The sequence below is a fragment of the uncultured Imperialibacter sp. genome (genome assembly GCF_963974565.1).
GTDB lineage: Bacteria > Bacteroidota > Bacteroidia > Cytophagales > Cyclobacteriaceae > Imperialibacter > Imperialibacter roseus.
Map to the genome: position 1 here is coordinate 1 of NZ_CAXBCJ010000005.1, position 15,479 is coordinate 15,479.

Annotated in this window: 15 protein-coding genes; 7 read left to right on the top strand and 8 right to left on the bottom strand. The window is 44.7% G+C overall.

Going from position 1 to position 15,479, the window contains the following annotated elements:
- The coding region (locus AAC052_RS08340; protein WP_339812478.1) for a hypothetical protein at nt 1–263 on the top strand (263 nt) is incomplete at its 5' end.
- 258 nt (nt 264–521) lie between these two features.
- On the opposite strand, the gene AAC052_RS08345 is transcribed toward AAC052_RS08340, so the two are convergent.
- The 7 genes from AAC052_RS08345 to AAC052_RS08375 form a co-directional block, all read right to left on the bottom strand.
- Nucleotides 522–1,652, bottom strand: a complete 1,131-nt coding sequence (locus tag AAC052_RS08345; RefSeq protein WP_317489383.1) for a pseudouridine synthase — start codon at nt 1,650–1,652, stop codon at nt 522–524.
- 27 nt (nt 1,653–1,679) lie between these two features.
- On the bottom strand, nt 1,680–2,246 hold the full coding sequence (gene scpB / locus AAC052_RS08350; protein ID WP_317489382.1) for an SMC-Scp complex subunit ScpB: 567 nt from the start codon (nt 2,244–2,246) through the stop codon (nt 1,680–1,682).
- 21 nt (nt 2,247–2,267) lie between these two features.
- On the bottom strand, nt 2,268–2,657 hold the full coding sequence (locus tag AAC052_RS08355; RefSeq protein WP_317489381.1) for a TraR/DksA C4-type zinc finger protein: 390 nt from the start codon (nt 2,655–2,657) through the stop codon (nt 2,268–2,270).
- A 110-nt stretch (nt 2,658–2,767) separates the two neighbouring features.
- Entirely contained in the window at nt 2,768–3,064 is a 297-nt protein-coding gene (gene raiA / locus AAC052_RS08360; protein WP_151996202.1) for a ribosome-associated translation inhibitor RaiA, read from the bottom strand.
- A 26-nt stretch (nt 3,065–3,090) separates the two neighbouring features.
- Nucleotides 3,091–3,969: a tyrosine-type recombinase/integrase gene (locus tag AAC052_RS08365; RefSeq protein WP_339812480.1), complete on the bottom strand. Its 879-nt coding sequence runs from the start codon at nt 3,967–3,969 to the stop codon at nt 3,091–3,093.
- Nucleotides 3,970–4,017: 48 nt separating this feature from the next.
- Nucleotides 4,018–4,212 carry a 30S ribosomal protein S21 gene (gene rpsU / locus AAC052_RS08370; RefSeq protein WP_151996200.1) on the bottom strand — a complete coding sequence of 65 codons (195 nt, stop codon included), beginning with the start codon at nt 4,210–4,212 and terminating at the stop codon, nt 4,018–4,020.
- 56 nt (nt 4,213–4,268) lie between these two features.
- A complete protein-coding gene (locus AAC052_RS08375; protein WP_317489379.1) occupies nt 4,269–5,432 on the bottom strand; it encodes an acyl-CoA dehydrogenase family protein in 1,164 nt (387 codons plus the stop codon).
- A gap of 196 nt (nt 5,433–5,628) precedes the next feature.
- Here AAC052_RS08375 and AAC052_RS08380 point away from each other — a divergent pair, with 196 nt between their 5' ends.
- From AAC052_RS08380 to rfbB, 3 genes are read left to right on the top strand one after another with little or no spacing between them, the layout of a single operon-like run.
- Nucleotides 5,629–6,945 (top strand): UDP-glucose/GDP-mannose dehydrogenase family protein, encoded by a 1,317-nt coding sequence (locus AAC052_RS08380; RefSeq protein ID WP_339812482.1) that lies wholly within the window; start codon nt 5,629–5,631, stop codon nt 6,943–6,945.
- Entirely contained in the window at nt 6,935–7,966 is a 1,032-nt protein-coding gene (galE, locus tag AAC052_RS08385; protein ID WP_339812485.1) for a UDP-glucose 4-epimerase GalE, read from the top strand. The genes AAC052_RS08380 and galE overlap by 11 nt, the downstream gene beginning before the upstream one ends.
- Entirely contained in the window at nt 7,963–9,015 is a 1,053-nt protein-coding gene (gene rfbB, locus AAC052_RS08390; protein WP_339812487.1) for a dTDP-glucose 4,6-dehydratase, read from the top strand. Before galE ends, rfbB begins: the two co-directional genes overlap by 4 nt.
- A gap of 17 nt (nt 9,016–9,032) precedes the next feature.
- Here rfbB and cysS read toward each other — a convergent pair whose 3' ends face one another.
- Nucleotides 9,033–10,523, bottom strand: a complete 1,491-nt coding sequence (cysS, locus tag AAC052_RS08395; RefSeq protein WP_339812489.1) for a cysteine--tRNA ligase — start codon at nt 10,521–10,523, stop codon at nt 9,033–9,035.
- Nucleotides 10,524–10,736: 213 nt separating this feature from the next.
- On the opposite strand from cysS, the gene rimP reads away from it, so the two are divergent.
- From rimP to infB, 3 genes are read left to right on the top strand one after another with little or no spacing between them, the layout of a single operon-like run.
- Nucleotides 10,737–11,186 (top strand): ribosome maturation factor RimP, encoded by a 450-nt coding sequence (gene rimP, locus AAC052_RS08400; protein WP_339812490.1) that lies wholly within the window; start codon nt 10,737–10,739, stop codon nt 11,184–11,186.
- Nucleotides 11,187–11,196: 10 nt separating this feature from the next.
- Entirely contained in the window at nt 11,197–12,438 is a 1,242-nt protein-coding gene (gene nusA, locus AAC052_RS08405) for a transcription termination factor NusA (protein WP_317489373.1), read from the top strand.
- A gap of 38 nt (nt 12,439–12,476) precedes the next feature.
- Nucleotides 12,477–15,299, top strand: a complete 2,823-nt coding sequence (gene infB / locus AAC052_RS08410) for a translation initiation factor IF-2 (RefSeq protein WP_339812492.1) — start codon at nt 12,477–12,479, stop codon at nt 15,297–15,299.
- Nucleotides 15,300–15,479: the final 180 nt, after the last annotated feature.

The window sequence follows — 15,479 nt, forward strand, 5'->3', positions numbered from 1 at the left end:
AGAGCATCGGACTGAAAATCCGTGAGTCGGTGGTTCGAATCCACTCAGCACCACATCCCTTAAATGCCTTCGCTAGCGAAGGCATTTTCTTTTTTACCACCCCGCCCCAATTTTTCCAACCCAGCGATAATCTTTTAGCTGCGCTTTCATTGTTTCGAAGATATAAAGGATTTATGAAAAATAGTATGCATGCATACTATTTAATTGGCCCAAAACATCCTCTGTTTTTCTGGGGATTGAATGTTTCGTTTGTGGTTAAATAAAAAAGCAAAACTGGTTCAATGCGTCTCGCCCGGCCGGGCTTCTCCAGTCGGATAGGCTTGGATCTTTTGCTTTTTTATGACCACTTGGGATATTGGGTTTAAAGGGTAATCCCCAGATTTTCCGCATGATCCGTTAATTGACCGAAAACATCCCCGTCAACAACAATTTGAAAAACAACTCATGGACGGTTCCAGGGAACCGGAATGGCTCCCATGCAGCAGCAAAAATGAAGAGGTTCTCAAGCCTGTACGGCTGAATTAGGTGAAGTTCTTCAGCATATTAATTTCGGACTTCGTAAGCATTCGCCAGGTGCCCCTGGTAAGGTCTTTTTTGGTAAGCCCTCCATACATCACTCTGTCGAGCTTCACCACGTCGTAGCCCAGGTACTCAAAAATACGTCTGACGATCCTGTTTCTACCGACATGGATCTCGATGCCAATTCCTATCGAGTCTGGCGACACGATTTGAATGTCGTCTGGCTGAACGGGGCCATCCTGCAGCTCCAGTCCGGCCTTTATTTTAGCCAGATCCTCAGGCTTCAAGGGTTTATTTAGCTCAACATAGTAAATCTTCTTTACCATGTGAGACGGGTGACTCAGTTTTTTAGCCAGTTCACCATCGTTGGTAAAAAGCAACAGCCCACTTGTGTTCCTGTCGAGCCTGCCAACGGGATAGATCCGCTCTTCACAGGCATTGGCCACCAGTTTCATCACAGTCTTCCTGTTCTGCGGATCAGTAACAGTAGTTATAAAATCCCTGGGCTTGTTCAACAGCAGGTAAACCAGCTTCTCAGCCTTCATCACCCTTCCATCAAACTTCACAACGTCCTTTGGCCCCACCTTAAGCCCAAGCTCGGTCACCACCTTACCATTGATGGTTACTTTGCCTTCTTCAATCAGCTTATCAGCCTCCCGGCGTGAAGCGATGCCAGCATTAGCAAGGTATTTATTCAAACGAACTGGCTCATTGGGAGACACAGGCTTCTCATCGTATTTATGCTTAAAAGGCTTCCCTGCCGCCCCGCCTTTTCTCGGGACTTTTGGTGCACTTTTACCTTTTGGCTTACTGGCAAAACGGGAAGTCCTTTCGAATGCTCCTTCCGTAGCGTTGTCAGGTGAGCTTCTTTTCACACGACCAGTCGGCTTTTCACCAAAGCTCCCTGCCGACCTCTTTGGACGGCTGGTGCCCTCTGAAGAACCTCGCCTATTCCGGCCTTCCGACGGCTGACTTGAGCCATCAGCAGAGCCTGTAGCAGGCCCCTTGCGCCTGGCAGAAGGCCCTGATCTTTTAGGGCCATCGCTTCTCTTGCCTGGCTCGCTGCGTTTGCCCGTACCAAAAGACGGCTTATCGTCGGAGAATTTCTTTCCTCCTTTAAATGGTTTCTTCATAAGTGGAATGTAATAAAAAAAGAGGGGTTATTCTTCCGATTTGGTCTCCCCAATCTCATTTTCTTCTTTGAGAAAGTCTTTGGGGGTCGGCATTTCTTTCAAATCGTTAATGCCAAAATAGTCCATAAATTTGCTGCTAGTGCCGTATAAGAGCGGCCTGCCCACACCTTCTGACTTGCCCTTGATTTCAACAAGCTCCTTTTCCAGCAGCTTTTGTACGGCGTAGTCGCAATTGACGCCACGAATTTGCTCGATCTCGGATTTGGTCATTGGCTGCTTGTAGGCAATAATCGACAAAGTCTCGAGAGAGGAAGTGGACAACCGTCGTTTGGATTGCTGCTTCAGCAAAATGCCAATGCTGGCCTGGTAGGCTGGTTTGGTGAGAAACTGATAGCCTCCTCCGGACTTTACAGGTTCAAAGGCAAAGGTTTCCGCACTATATTTTTCTTTTAGCTTTTCAATCGCAAGGGAGATGTCATCTCCAGGCACTTCAGTGCCGAACATTTCTTCGAGTGTGCTCTTCAAGTCTTCATCCCTTACTGGCTTGGGTGAGCAAAAGATGAGTGCTTCAATATGATTGACAAGATAATCCAACTGCTATAAACCCCTGCGACTTTAGTTTCGTGACTGCTTCAATTTAGCTTCAATAGAATGCATGGTGTGGGGAACAGCTTTTAAACGTTCCTTAGAGATCAGCTTTCCAGTATCAACGCAAATGCCATAGGTGCCATTTTTTATCCTTACCATGGCATTTTCGAGTTGAACCATAAATTTTTGCTGCCTTGATGCCAGCTGGCTCAGGTTTTCTTTTTCCATCATGTCGGCCCCGTCTTCCAGCACCTTTATGTTTCCTGAGGTATTATCCGTGCCTTCATCGTTGCTTCGGCTAAGCGACTCCTTGATGTATTTAAGCTCACTTCGTGCCTTATCGAGCTTTTGAGAGATTATTTCCTCAAATTCTTTAAGCTCTTCGTCTGAGTATCTGGTTCTTTCGTCTTGGCTCATAGCATTTCAAATTTTACCTACCCTGGCGCCCCAAAGGTTTTCAAAAATAAGGCAAATGTATGTTTTCATACCTGAAAAAGAAAGGCCCGCTACTAAACGGGCCTTTCTTTTTAAGCTACTTTTTGCTTTTCCTTAAATTTTTTCAGTTGCCTTCGCAAGGCTTCCACTGCCAGATCGGTTGCAGCTTCAAAAGATTTAGACTGCTCTTTGGCAAACAATTGTGAGCCAGGAATATTCAGCTTTATTTCAACTACTTTGTTTTCTACATCATTCTTCTCGAGACGCATAAATACTTCACCATCTATAATCCTGTCATAAAAGGTATTTAGCTTATCGGTTTTCTTTTGAATGAAGTCCAACAATTTAATGTCGGCGTCGAAGTGGATTGAATGCATCTGCAGTTTCATAATACTAAAATTTAAGGGTACAACAATTAAGCCTTTGGATGGGCTTGTTTATAAACAGACTTCAGCTTATCAAGTGTATTGTGTGTGTACACCTGAGTAGCCGCTAAATTGGCATGTCCAAGTAAATCTTTTACAGCGTTAAGATCAGCTCCTTTATTGAGCAAGTGGGTGGCGAAGGTGTGTCTAAGTACGTGCGGGCTTTTCTTTTCCGAGCTAGTAACCATCTTCAAATACGCTTTTACCGTCCTGTAAATCATCATAGGATAGGCCTTACCTCCCTCATCAGTTACTATCAAAAAGTTAGAGAAATTTTCAGACAAATGCTCCTTCTTAAGGAGAATATATTTTCTAACTTCTTCAACAAGCGGGGCCGGAATAGGGATCACCCTTTCTTTGTTTCGCTTGCCTAATACCTTAACGTGCCCCTGATAGAAATTGATGTCCTCATCCTTTAAATTAATTAGTTCGGAAAGGCGTATGCCTGTGCCATACAAAAAATCGAGAATGAGTTTATCTCTGACACCAACAAATCCCTCCGGAAAAGGAATCTGGTCAAGCAGTGTAGTCATTTCGCTCTCCCTCACGAAGGAGGGCAGCATTTTGGGAGTTTTAAGCGGCTTAAGCTTGTCGGCTGGGCTTTTTTCGATCTCCTCCCTACGCAGAAGAAACTTGTAGTATGACTTGAGGGAGGCAATTTTCCTGTTAACTGACTTGCTTTCCAAGCCCTGTTCAACAAGGTGGATGAGCCAAGTTCTCAATGCCTGATAGTTGGCATCCTTTAACCCGTAGGAAAATTCACTGCTTAGAAATGACTCAGCCTGAGTTAGATCACTCTTATATGAGGTAAGGGTATGGGGGCTAAGCCTCTTTTCGAATTGGAGGTATTTGAGAAAAGAATCAATCATAAGTTAGTGAAATCACCTTATTCACTAACTTATGAAATATATCCGCTATTATAAATTTTCCTGACCCATCATTTGCTGACGGTAGGCGGCTTTGATTTTTTCTTCTCTGTTTTTTACAGAAGGCTTAACAAAGAAAGTGCGGCTGCGAAGCTCCTTAAGAACGCCTGTTCTCTCGAATTTCTTCTTGAATCTCTTAAGTGCCTTGTCGATTGACTCGTTTTCCTTAATGTTTACTACGATCATTTCGTTAATTAATTATGGGCTGCAAAGATAAAGTTTTTAATTCCAAAAACTCAAATTTATTTCAATAGTTCTCTTGAGATCACCACCTTTTGAATTTCAGAGGTTCCCTCACCAATAGTGCAAAGCTTGGCGTCCCGATAAAATTTCTCGACCGGGTAGTCCTTGGTGAAACCATAGCCTCCGAAAATCTGCACTGCGTTGTTGGCCACCGAAACGGCCACTTCAGAAGCGTAGTATTTCGCCATTGCAGATTCCTTTGTCACTTTTCCCTTCCTGTTTTTTATAGCGCCTGCCTGATAGGTGAGCAGTTTGGCTGCTTCCAACTGGGTAGCCATTTCGGCAAGCATAAAGGAAATTCCCTGAAAGGAAGAAATAGGCTTATTGAATTGATGTCTTTCCTGAGAGTAGACCAAAGCAGCCTGCAAAGCGCCTTCAGCAATACCGCAACTTAACGCAGCTATTGATATCCGGCCTCCATCCAAAACTTTTAATGATTGTATAAAGCCGTCGCCAACTTCTCCCAGAAGGTTTTTCTCCGGAATTCTACAGTCCTGAAAAATCATTTCAGCAGTTTCAGATGCCCTCATGCCCAGCTTATCTTCCTTTCTTCCTCCGGCAAAGCCCGGGGTACCTCTCTCGACTATAAAAGCCGACATGCCATGAGAATCGCCCGTTTTGCCAGTTCTTGCAATTAAAACAGCTATGTCGCCAGAAATACCGTGTGTGATAAAGTTTTTGGCTCCGTTGATCACCCATTCATTCCCATCTTTCACCGCTGTAGTTTTCATATTGGCTGCGTCCGAGCCAGTATTAGGTTCGGTAAGTCCCCAGGCTCCTATCCATTCTCCTGAAGCTAGCTTTGGTAGCCACTTCTTTTTTTGCTCGTCATTTCCGAATTGAAGGAGGTGACCCGTGCAGAGAGAATTGTGAGCGGCCAGCGAAAGCCCTATGGAAGGATCCACTTTCGATATTTCTATAACGGCGGTGATGTACTCAAGATAGCCAAATCCCGACCCTCCCAGTTCGTGAGGCACCATCACTCCCATGAGGCCAAGCTCACCCATTTTGTGAAAAAGCTCTTTAGGAAAATGCTGGGACTCATCCCACTTTTTAATGTTTGGGGAAATTTCCACCCTGGCAAAATCACGCACCATCTCCTCAATCATCCTTTGGTTTTCCAACTCAACTTCTTCGTTTCGTTCTTTTGTCAATGTATCCATGTTGCTTATTTGGGCTGTATAAAATAAAAACGCAATTATCCATCGTTAGTTTAAACCGACAACCAGCAACCTGCCGTTGCTGGTCTTAATGTCAAGTTTAATTAACTCCAAAAAACATTCATTTACCGAAAGAATTGGTGTAATTATTTTGCAGATTGATAGATTTGTAGCAGACTAATAAGAAAACCCGAACAATATGAAAATTGCTGTAGTTGGAACTGGCTATGTTGGACTTGTAACAGGCACCTGCTTCGCCGAAACCGGAAACCATGTAACGTGTGTTGACATCGACGAAAAGAAGGTTGAAAAACTTAAGAATCAGATCATGCCTATTTATGAGCCCGGTTTGGACGTTCTCTTTGAAAGGAATATTAAGCAGGGCAGACTCGATTTCACTACCAACCTTAAGGAAGGGATTAAGGATGCAAAAATTATTTTTCTGGCACTGCCCACACCTCCCGGTGAAGATGGCTCTGCCGACCTTAAATATATATTGAAGGTGGCCAGCGACCTTGGCCCTATTCTTAGCGAGTACACGGTAATTGTTGATAAGAGTACTGTTCCGGTCGGCACTGCCGACAAGGTACATGCACAGATAGCAAAAAATGCGAAAGTGCCATTTGATGTGGTGTCAAATCCTGAGTTTCTCAGGGAAGGTGTGGCAGTAGATGATTTCATGAAGCCAGACAGAGTGGTGATTGGCACAAGCTCGGACAAAGCGAGAAAAGTGATGGATCAGCTTTATGCGCCATTCGTACGTCAAGGCAACCCGGTTATTTTTATGGATGAGAAATCGGCAGAGCTCACGAAGTATGCAGCCAATTCATTCCTCGCCACCAAAATCACATTCATGAATGAGATTGCCAACATGTGTGAACTATTGGGTGCAGATGTTGACATGGTTAGAAAAGGAATTGGTACGGATACCAGGATCGGAAAAAGATTCCTTTTTGCCGGCATTGGATACGGTGGAAGCTGTTTTCCAAAGGACGTGCAGGCATTGGCCAAGTCGGCGCAGGAAGTTAAATATGACTTTAAGCTTCTAACCTCGGTAATGGATGTGAACCAAGAGCAGAAAACCAAGCTGATCCATCGTGCCAAAGCATTTTACAATGGGAGCCTAAAGGGCAAGACTTTCGGAATCTGGGGTCTGGCATTTAAGCCATATACAGACGACATTAGAGAAGCGCCAGCCTTAGAGAACATTAAAGAGCTGCTTGCACTTGGTGCCAAAGTGAAGGTATACGATCCGGAAGCCATGGAAAACGTGAAAGAGCTTTTCGGCAACACCATAGAATTCTGTAGCGACGAGTATGCTGCAGCTGATGGTGCTGATGCACTGTTTATTATGACGGAATGGCCTGTTTTCAGAACGCCTGAGTTTGACAAGCTTCAGTCTCTGCTCAGGTCTAAAGTAATTTTTGACGGCAGAAACTTGTACGACACACAAGCGATGGAAGACCTTGGGTTTACGTACTTCAGCATCGGTAGAAAAGACGTTAATGGCAAATAATCAAATTCTCGTCACAGGTGGGCTTGGTTATATTGGCTCCCATACGGTTGTGGAGTTGATCAATGCCGGTTTCGAGCCGATCATTATCGACAACCTGTCTAATTCCGAGGTCAAGGTATTAGATGCTATCGAGAAGATCACTGGCAAGAAATGTCTATTTCACCAGGTTGAAATGTGCAACTACGCTGAGCTGGAATCAATTTTTATAAAATACCCTGAAATGAAGGCAGCTATCCATTTTGCTGCCTTCCTTTTGGTCAACGAATCTGTCGACAATCCGCTTAAGTATTATGAGAACAACTTGTTGTCGACCATCAATCTTCTAAGGTGCCAGTCAAAGTTTGGAACTAAAGGATTAATTTTCTCTTCGTCCTGTACCGTGTACGGAAATCCGGAAGTGTTGCCTGTCGCTGAAAACGCACCCATTCAAGAGGCTGTTTCTCCCTATGGCAACACCAAGAAAATGTGTGAGGACATCATCAGAGACACAACTATTGCTTCCGACGTAAAGGCGATAGCTTTGAGATACTTCAACCCCATTGGCGCACACCCTACATCGCTGATTGGCGAGGTTCAGCATGGAATGCCACATCATTTGGTGCCTTTCATTACGGAAACGGCGCACGGGAAAAGGGAGTTTCTCAGAGTTTTTGGTGACGACTACAACACAGTTGACGGATCCTGTGTCAGGGACTATATCCATGTAATGGATGTGGCTAAAGCGCACGTAAATGCGGTGCAGCGATTTGCACATGGAGCCATGGAGTCTTCATACGAAGTATACAATCTGGGCATGGGAGTGGGTATGTCGGTGATACAAATGATTCAGGCATTCGAAAGAGCAACAGGTATTAACATCCCTTATAAAATTGTTGACCGAAGGGGGGGCGATGTAGAAGCAGTTTACGCAGATACGTCTCTCGCTAACAAAAAATTGAATTGGAAAACTCAATTCGGCATTGAAGAGGCTTTAAAATCAGCCTGGGACTGGGAAATAGCACAGGCAAAACTGAAACAATGAAAAAAATATTAATTACCGGAGGAGCTGGCTTTATTGGCTCGCATGTGGTGAGGCTGTTTGTTAATAAATATCCTGATTATAAGATTTTCAATCTTGACAATCTTACGTACGCCGGCAATCTGGAAAACTTAAGAGATATTGAAGATCGTCCGAACTATACTTTTGTGAAAGGGGATATCACAGGCGAGAAATTTATTTTTGACCTCTTCAAAAAAGAACAGTTTGACGGCGTACTGCACCTTGCCGCTGAGTCTCATGTAGACAGGTCTATCTCCAACCCAATGGCGTTTATCAAAACGAACGTGATTGGCACAGTTACCTTGCTAAATGCCGCAAAGGACATTTGGAAAGATTCATTCGAAGGGAAGAGATTCTACCACATTTCTACCGATGAAGTGTATGGCTCACTTGGGGATGAAGGCTTCTTCACAGAAACCACTTCCTATGACCCGCAATCACCCTATTCAGCCTCTAAGGCAAGCTCAGACCATTTTGTGCGGGCTTATGCCAACACTTATGGGCTCCCTGTGGTGGTTACAAACTGTTCTAACAACTACGGGCCCTATCATTTTCCAGAGAAGCTCATTCCGCTTTGCATTCATAACATCAAAAACAGCAAACCTTTACCGGTTTATGGAAAGGGTGAAAACATCAGGGACTGGCTGTATGTGGTGGATCATGCAAGAGCCATAGACACTGTGTTCCACAAGGGTAAAATTGGCGAAACCTACAACATTGGTGGGTTCAATGAATGGACCAACATTGATGTGGTGAAACTTCTTTGCAAAATCATGGACAAAAAGCTTGGCAGGGCCGAAGGGACTTCTGAAAAGCTCATTACCTACGTAAAAGATCGTGCCGGTCACGACATGAGGTATGCTATTGACGCCAACAAGATCATGAAAGAGCTAGGCTGGGAGCCTTCGTTGCAGTTTGAAGAAGGGCTCGAAAAAACAGTCGAATGGTACCTGGCCAATGACGCCTGGTTGAGCAATGTTACTTCAGGCGACTATATGAAGTACTATAGCGATCAGTACGAGAAAAGATAAACCAAAATTGATTGGGCTTATTCTTCGTAAGCCCAATCAATTCCCTGCTTCATATCTTTTAAGGTAATTCCCTCATTCTTGAGCAAACTTCTTATTTCATCTACTTTTTCATAGTTTTTAGCTTCCTTCGCCTCTTTATAAAGCGTAAGCAAAATACCGATGAGGTTCTTAGGTTCTACCGCCAGTTCCTCTTTTAGTCCAAGGATTTCCTCCACAAAACTGAGATAAGTCGATTTCAGCTTATCGAAGCCCTCTTGTCCGATTTCCCCATACTTGAGCCCGCCTGTTTGCAGCGAGTTGATCTTTTTCAAAAGATTGAACAGGTGCCCAATAGTAAGCGCAGTATTGAAGTCGTCGTTCATTGCCCTGTAGCAATTATCTGCCAAACCATTTATCTGATCGACAGCCTGCTGATTCAAGGCCACCCCTTCTTCCGGAACGAACTTCATTTCCTTAATCAGCTTCAGTCCATTCATCAGCTTCTTGTAGCCTTTGTTAGCAGCAGATAAGGCTTCGTTAGAAAAATCGAGCGTGCTGGCATAGTGGCTTTGCAGCATGAAGAAACGCACCGTCATTGGGCTGTAAGGCTTATCCAGCAGTTCGTGTGTGCCAGTGATTAGCTCTGAGGGCAGAAAGGAATTACCCAGCGACTTACTCATCTTCTGGCCATTCACTGTCAGCATGTTGGTATGCAACCAGTACTTCACAGGCTCTTTACCGGACGCACCCACCGATTGAGCTATTTCACATTCATGGTGGGGGAACTTCAGATCCATACCACCGCCGTGTATATCGAATGACTCTCCAAGGTATTTGGTGCTCATCACTGAGCACTCCAGGTGCCAGCCCGGAAACCCTACTCCCCAGGGAGAATTCCAGCGCATGATATGTTCGGTAGAGGCATTCTTCCAGATAGCAAAATCCAACGGGTTTCTCTTTTCATCCTGCCCATCGAGCGCCCGGGTGTTAGCAATCAAATCGTCGACCACCCTGCCCGACAACTTCCCGTACTGATACTTCTCGTTGAATTTGCCAATATCAAAATAGACAGAGCCCTTCGATTCGTAAGCATAGCCCTGCTCGATAATCGTTTTGATCATCTCGATTTGTTCGAGAATATGGCCAGTTGCTGTCGGTTCTATACTGGGAGGCAAAGCGTTGAAAATATCCATCACCTGATGGAACCCATTGGTGTATTTTTGCACCACCTCCATGGGCTCCAGATTCATGAGCTTTGCCCGTTTTCCTATTTTATCCTCTCCGTCGTCAGTATCGCCCGTCAAGTGCCCTACATCTGTAATATTTCTGACGTAGCGAACCTTGTATCCCAGATGCAAAAGGTATCTGTAAATAATGTCGAAACTGATAAACGTACGAACATTACCCAAATGCACATCATTGTAAACCGTAGGCCCACATACATACATGCCCACATAGGGCGCATTGATGGGCACAAACTCTTCCTTTTGCTTAGTTAAAGAATTGAATAATCTTAGTTTCGGGATCATGCGGCAAATTTAACAATTGTAAGCAGAAGGCAACATTCTTTATTTAAGGAGTCCTCCGCTCAACATATTTGCATTCAAACGATCACAAGAACACTTTGTTTGGGAGAAGTTTGAGAAGGCTCCTTTGTTAACAAGAAAAATTAATATAAATTTGCGGCTGGATTAAGAAAAAAGGGGACGAGCGTCCCCTTTCTTTATATAGTTTGGTTTGGTATGGCTGAAGAATCGATTATAAAAGATTGGCTTGATGAAATGATAGACAGTAGCCTGTTTGTGGTCGAAATATCCCTAACCGGCCCAAAGAGCTACCAAAAGCTAAGAGTATTTCTCGATGGAGACAGTGGAATTACCATCGAGCAGTGTGCGAAGATTAGCCGGAAACTAGCTGCCAAACTAGATGAAGAAGACTTGATCAAAGATGCGTATCAGTTGGAGGTATCTTCCGCAGGAATTGACCAGCCGTTAAAACTGCTAAGGCAGTACTATAAGAACATAGGCAGGTCGGTAAAGGTGTTTAAGACCGACGGAAAGGAAGAAAAGGGCAAGTTGATAGCTGTGAGTGAACAAGAGATTCAAATAGAAGTAAAAAATAAAAAAGTCACCGAAATGAGCACAATACTATTTCAGGACATTCATCATACAAAAGTTTTAGTCACCTTTTAGGCAGTTTACTATGGATAGCGTATTTCTTATAGAATCCTTTGCGGATTTTGCAAAGAGAAAAAACATTGACCGCCCAACAATGATCCGTATCCTGGAGGATGTATTCAGGACTATGATCAGGAAGAGATTTGAAACTGATGAAAACTTTGACATCATCATCAATGCGGACAAAGGAGACCTTGAGATTTGGCGATTCAGAGAAATCGTAGACGATAACTCGGAAGACATTTGGGACCACGATAAAGTAAGCCTTACAGAAGCGAGAAAAATAGAGCCTGACTTTGAGATTGGAGAAGAAGTAGCAGAAGAAGTTAAGCTTGAAGACTTTGGTAGAAGAGCAGTACAAATGGCTCGCCAAACGCTTATTCAGAAAATCAAAGACCTTGAAAAGGACATTCTTTTCCAGAAATATAAGGAACTCGTTGGCGAGATTATTCTTGGTGAAGTTTACCAGGTGCTTGGAAGAGAGATATTACTGGTTGACGCTGAAGGGAATGAGTTGATACTGCCAAAATTTGAGCAGATCCCTAAGGATCGCTTTAAGAAGGGGGAAAATGTACGTGCGATTGTTCATAGAGTGGAAATGGTCAATGGAAACCCAAAGATTATTCTTTCCCGAACTTCGACGGTTTTCCTTGAAAGACTTTTCGAAAGTGAAGTGCCAGAGGTGTATGATGGCTTGATCACCATTAAAAAGGTGGTTCGTGAGCCTGGCGAAAGAGCCAAGGTAGCTGTGGAGTCTTACGACGACAGGATTGATCCGGTTGGCGCCTGCGTAGGTATGAAAGGCTCAAGGATTCACAGCATCGTGAGAGAGCTTGAAAATGAAAATATAGACGTTATCAACTATACTGAAAACACTGAGCTGTATATATCCAGGGCATTGAGTCCTGCCAAAATATCCAGCATGAAGGTGGAGCCCGAAAATGGAAGAGTGTCAGTGTACCTCAAACCTGATCAGGTATCGTTGGCGATCGGAAAAGGCGGACAGAATATCAAGCTGGCCAGCCGCTTGGTGGATCTTGAAATCGATGTGTTCCGTGAGCTTGAAGGCCACGAAGTAGAGGACGTATCTTTGGATGAATTTTCAGATGAAATTGAAGGCTGGGTAATTGACGAGCTCAAGAAAATCGGCCTCGACACTGCCCGTAGCGTTCTTAATTTGACAAAGGAAGAACTCATCCGAAGGACCGATTTGGAGGAGGAAACAGTACAAGATGTGCTCTCTATCCTCCGTCAGGAATTTGAATAATAATTTTAATAACACGCTTTAAAGAGTCATATTTGCGTATGAGTGAAGACAGAATGTGGAGACTAAGCCAGGTCGCCAGAAAGTTGAATGTTGGTACAAATACTGTCATTCAGGCTCTGGAGAAGAAGGGCTTTTCAATCGATAGCAGCCCGAATGCCAAGCTCACTCAGGAGCAGTACGATATTTTGGCAAGAGAATTTGCTACTTCTGCCCACGAGAAAGAAGAAGCTTCCGGCATTACTATTGGTAAGAAGCATTCTGACAATGTGGTTATCAATACGAACTCTCCACAGGAGAGCGGATCGTCTGATGAAGAAGAAGAAATCTTAATAAAGAACCTTTCCAGCAAAGAGCAGCCTAAGGAAGAAGCTGCTGAAGAAGTGGAGGAGCCAACAACTCAAACCCCGAAACTTCAGGGAATTAAAGTAGTTGGTAAAATCGACCTTGAGCCCAAAAAAGCTCCAAAAAAGGAAGAGGAACCAGCCCCTAAAGCTGCTACTCCAGAGCCTCCTAAGGAGGAAAAGAAAGTAGTAGAGGAAGCACCTAAAGCAGAGGCCAAAGTGGAAACACCTGAGCCTCCCACCGAAGTGGCTGAAGCGCCCAAAGCTCCAAAAGAGGAGCTCAAAGAGGCTCCTGAAAAAGTAGCCGAGGAGCCGCCAGTGCTGGCCAAACCTGAGCCAATTATCAAAAAAGAAGATCGGGTAATTGAGGCTAAGGCCGACGCCCTTAAGGGCCTGACTGTTCTTGGAAAGATTGAACTGCCCGAGGCAAAGAAAAAGCAACCTGTTGCCAGCTCTGACGATAGAGACAAGAAGAAAAAGAAGCGTCCACGCAAGCGCATAGTTGTTGAAGGAAAAGAAGGTGGTGACAATTCGAGATTCAAAAAACCAGAGCCAGGCAAGCCCGCTACGGCACCTGCTAAGGGGCGGTTTGAGAAAAAAGAAGAGGTTTCTGACAAAGAAATACAGGATAAAATAAAAGCTACACTCGCCCGCTTGAGTAAGGGCAGTAAGCCAGGCCAGGGAGCCAACAGGTCAAAGTACAGAAGAGACAAGAGATCGGCCAAAGCTGAGGCGGAAGAAGAGAAGATGCTCCAGCAGCAGGAAGACTCTAAGACGCTTAAGGTTACAGAGTTTATCTCTGCCAATGACCTTGCCTCTTTGATGGGGGTTTCTGTTAACGACGTAATTTCTGCTTGTTTGAGCATGGGAATCTTCGTTTCCATTAACCAGCGTCTCGATGCAGAAACTATTACCGTGATAGCAGATGAATTCGGTTTTGATATTGAATTCTCAACTTCCGAAGAAGAGTCAGAGGCTATTAATACTGAGGACGATATTGAGGACGATGAGCCCAGAGCTCCTATCGTCACCATCATGGGCCACGTTGACCACGGTAAAACTTCCCTCCTCGATTATATCAGGAAGACTAAAGTTACAGCCGGTGAGGCTGGTGGCATTACGCAGCACATTGGCGCATATGACGTGGAGACATCGGGTGGCAACAAAATTGCCTTCCTTGACACACCTGGTCACGAGGCATTTACCGCCATGCGTGCAAGAGGTGCAGCACTTACCGATATAGCGATTATTGTGGTGGCAGCGGACGACAACGTGATGCCTCAAACCAAGGAAGCGATCAACCACGCAAAAGTGGCTGGTGTTCCGATAGTAATCGCTATCAACAAAGTTGACAAGGCAAACGCCAACCCCAACAAAATCAAAGAAGAGCTATCTCAAATCAACATTCTTGTGGAGGATTGGGGTGGAAAATACCAATGCCAGGAGATTTCAGCGAAAACAGGACAGGGCATCGACGATCTGCTTGAAAAAGTACTTCTGGAAGCTGAGATTCTTGAGCTGAAAGCTAAGGCTTCTAAAAAGGCCGTAGGAAGTGTTATCGAAGCTTCTCTTGACAAAGGCCGGGGTTACGTAGCTACAGTGATGGTGCAAAACGGAACCCTGAATATTGGTGACGTGGTATTGGCTGGCTCTCACTTCGGTAAAGTGAAAGCGATGTTCGACCACAGAGGCACCAGGCTGAAACAAGCGGGACCTTCCACACCAGTGCTTTTGCTGGGGCTTGATGGTGCGCCTCAGGCGGGCGAAAAGCTGAACGTAATGGAAAGTGACCGTGAGGCACGTGACATTGCCTACAAGCGTCAGCAAATCCAACGTGAGCAGAACCTTCGAACTAAGAAGCACATTACGCTTGACGAAATTGGGCGTCGTTTGGCCATTGGTTCATTTAGAGAGCTCAACGTGATTGTGAAAGGTGATGTGGACGGCTCTATTGAGGCACTAGCCGACTCACTGCTTAAGCTTTCGACACCGGAGGTTCAAGTCAACATCATACATAAGGCAGTAGGCCAGATTTCAGAATCAGACGTCTTGCTAGCCTCCGCTTCCGATGCGATCATTGTTGGCTTCCAGGTGAGACCTTCTTCAAGTGCACGCCGCTTGGCCGAACAGGAAGAAATCGAGATCAGACTTTACTCGATCATCTACGACGCTATCAATGAGATCAAAGATGCCATGGAAGGCATGCTTGCGCCGGAGTTCCAGGAGGTTATTACTGGTAACGTGGAGATTCGTGAGGTGTTTAAAATCTCGAAAGTTGGTACAGTAGCTGGTTGTATGGTGACTGATGGTTTCATTAAGAGAAACAATCAGATCAGAATAATACGTGACGGTATTGTGGTTTATACTGGCGAAATACAGCAGCTCCGCAGATTCAAAGACGACGTGGCCGAAGTAAAACAAGGTTACGAATGCGGTATAAGCATCAAAAACTTCAATAACCTAGAAGAAGGGGATATCATTGAAGGCTTTGAGCAACGTGAAGTAAAACGCTCTCTTTAAGAGAGGTCATACAAAAAACTAAATCCGGCCAATTGGCCGGATTTTTTTGTTTCTGGAACCATGAAGCTACTCCAGGCAGCACTACTCTTTTTATTCATTGTGACGTCAGCAGGCCTTTACCGCCCCTGGTGGGTGCTGTGGTGGATACCCCGCCAAAACAGAAAAAAGGTACTCCTGATT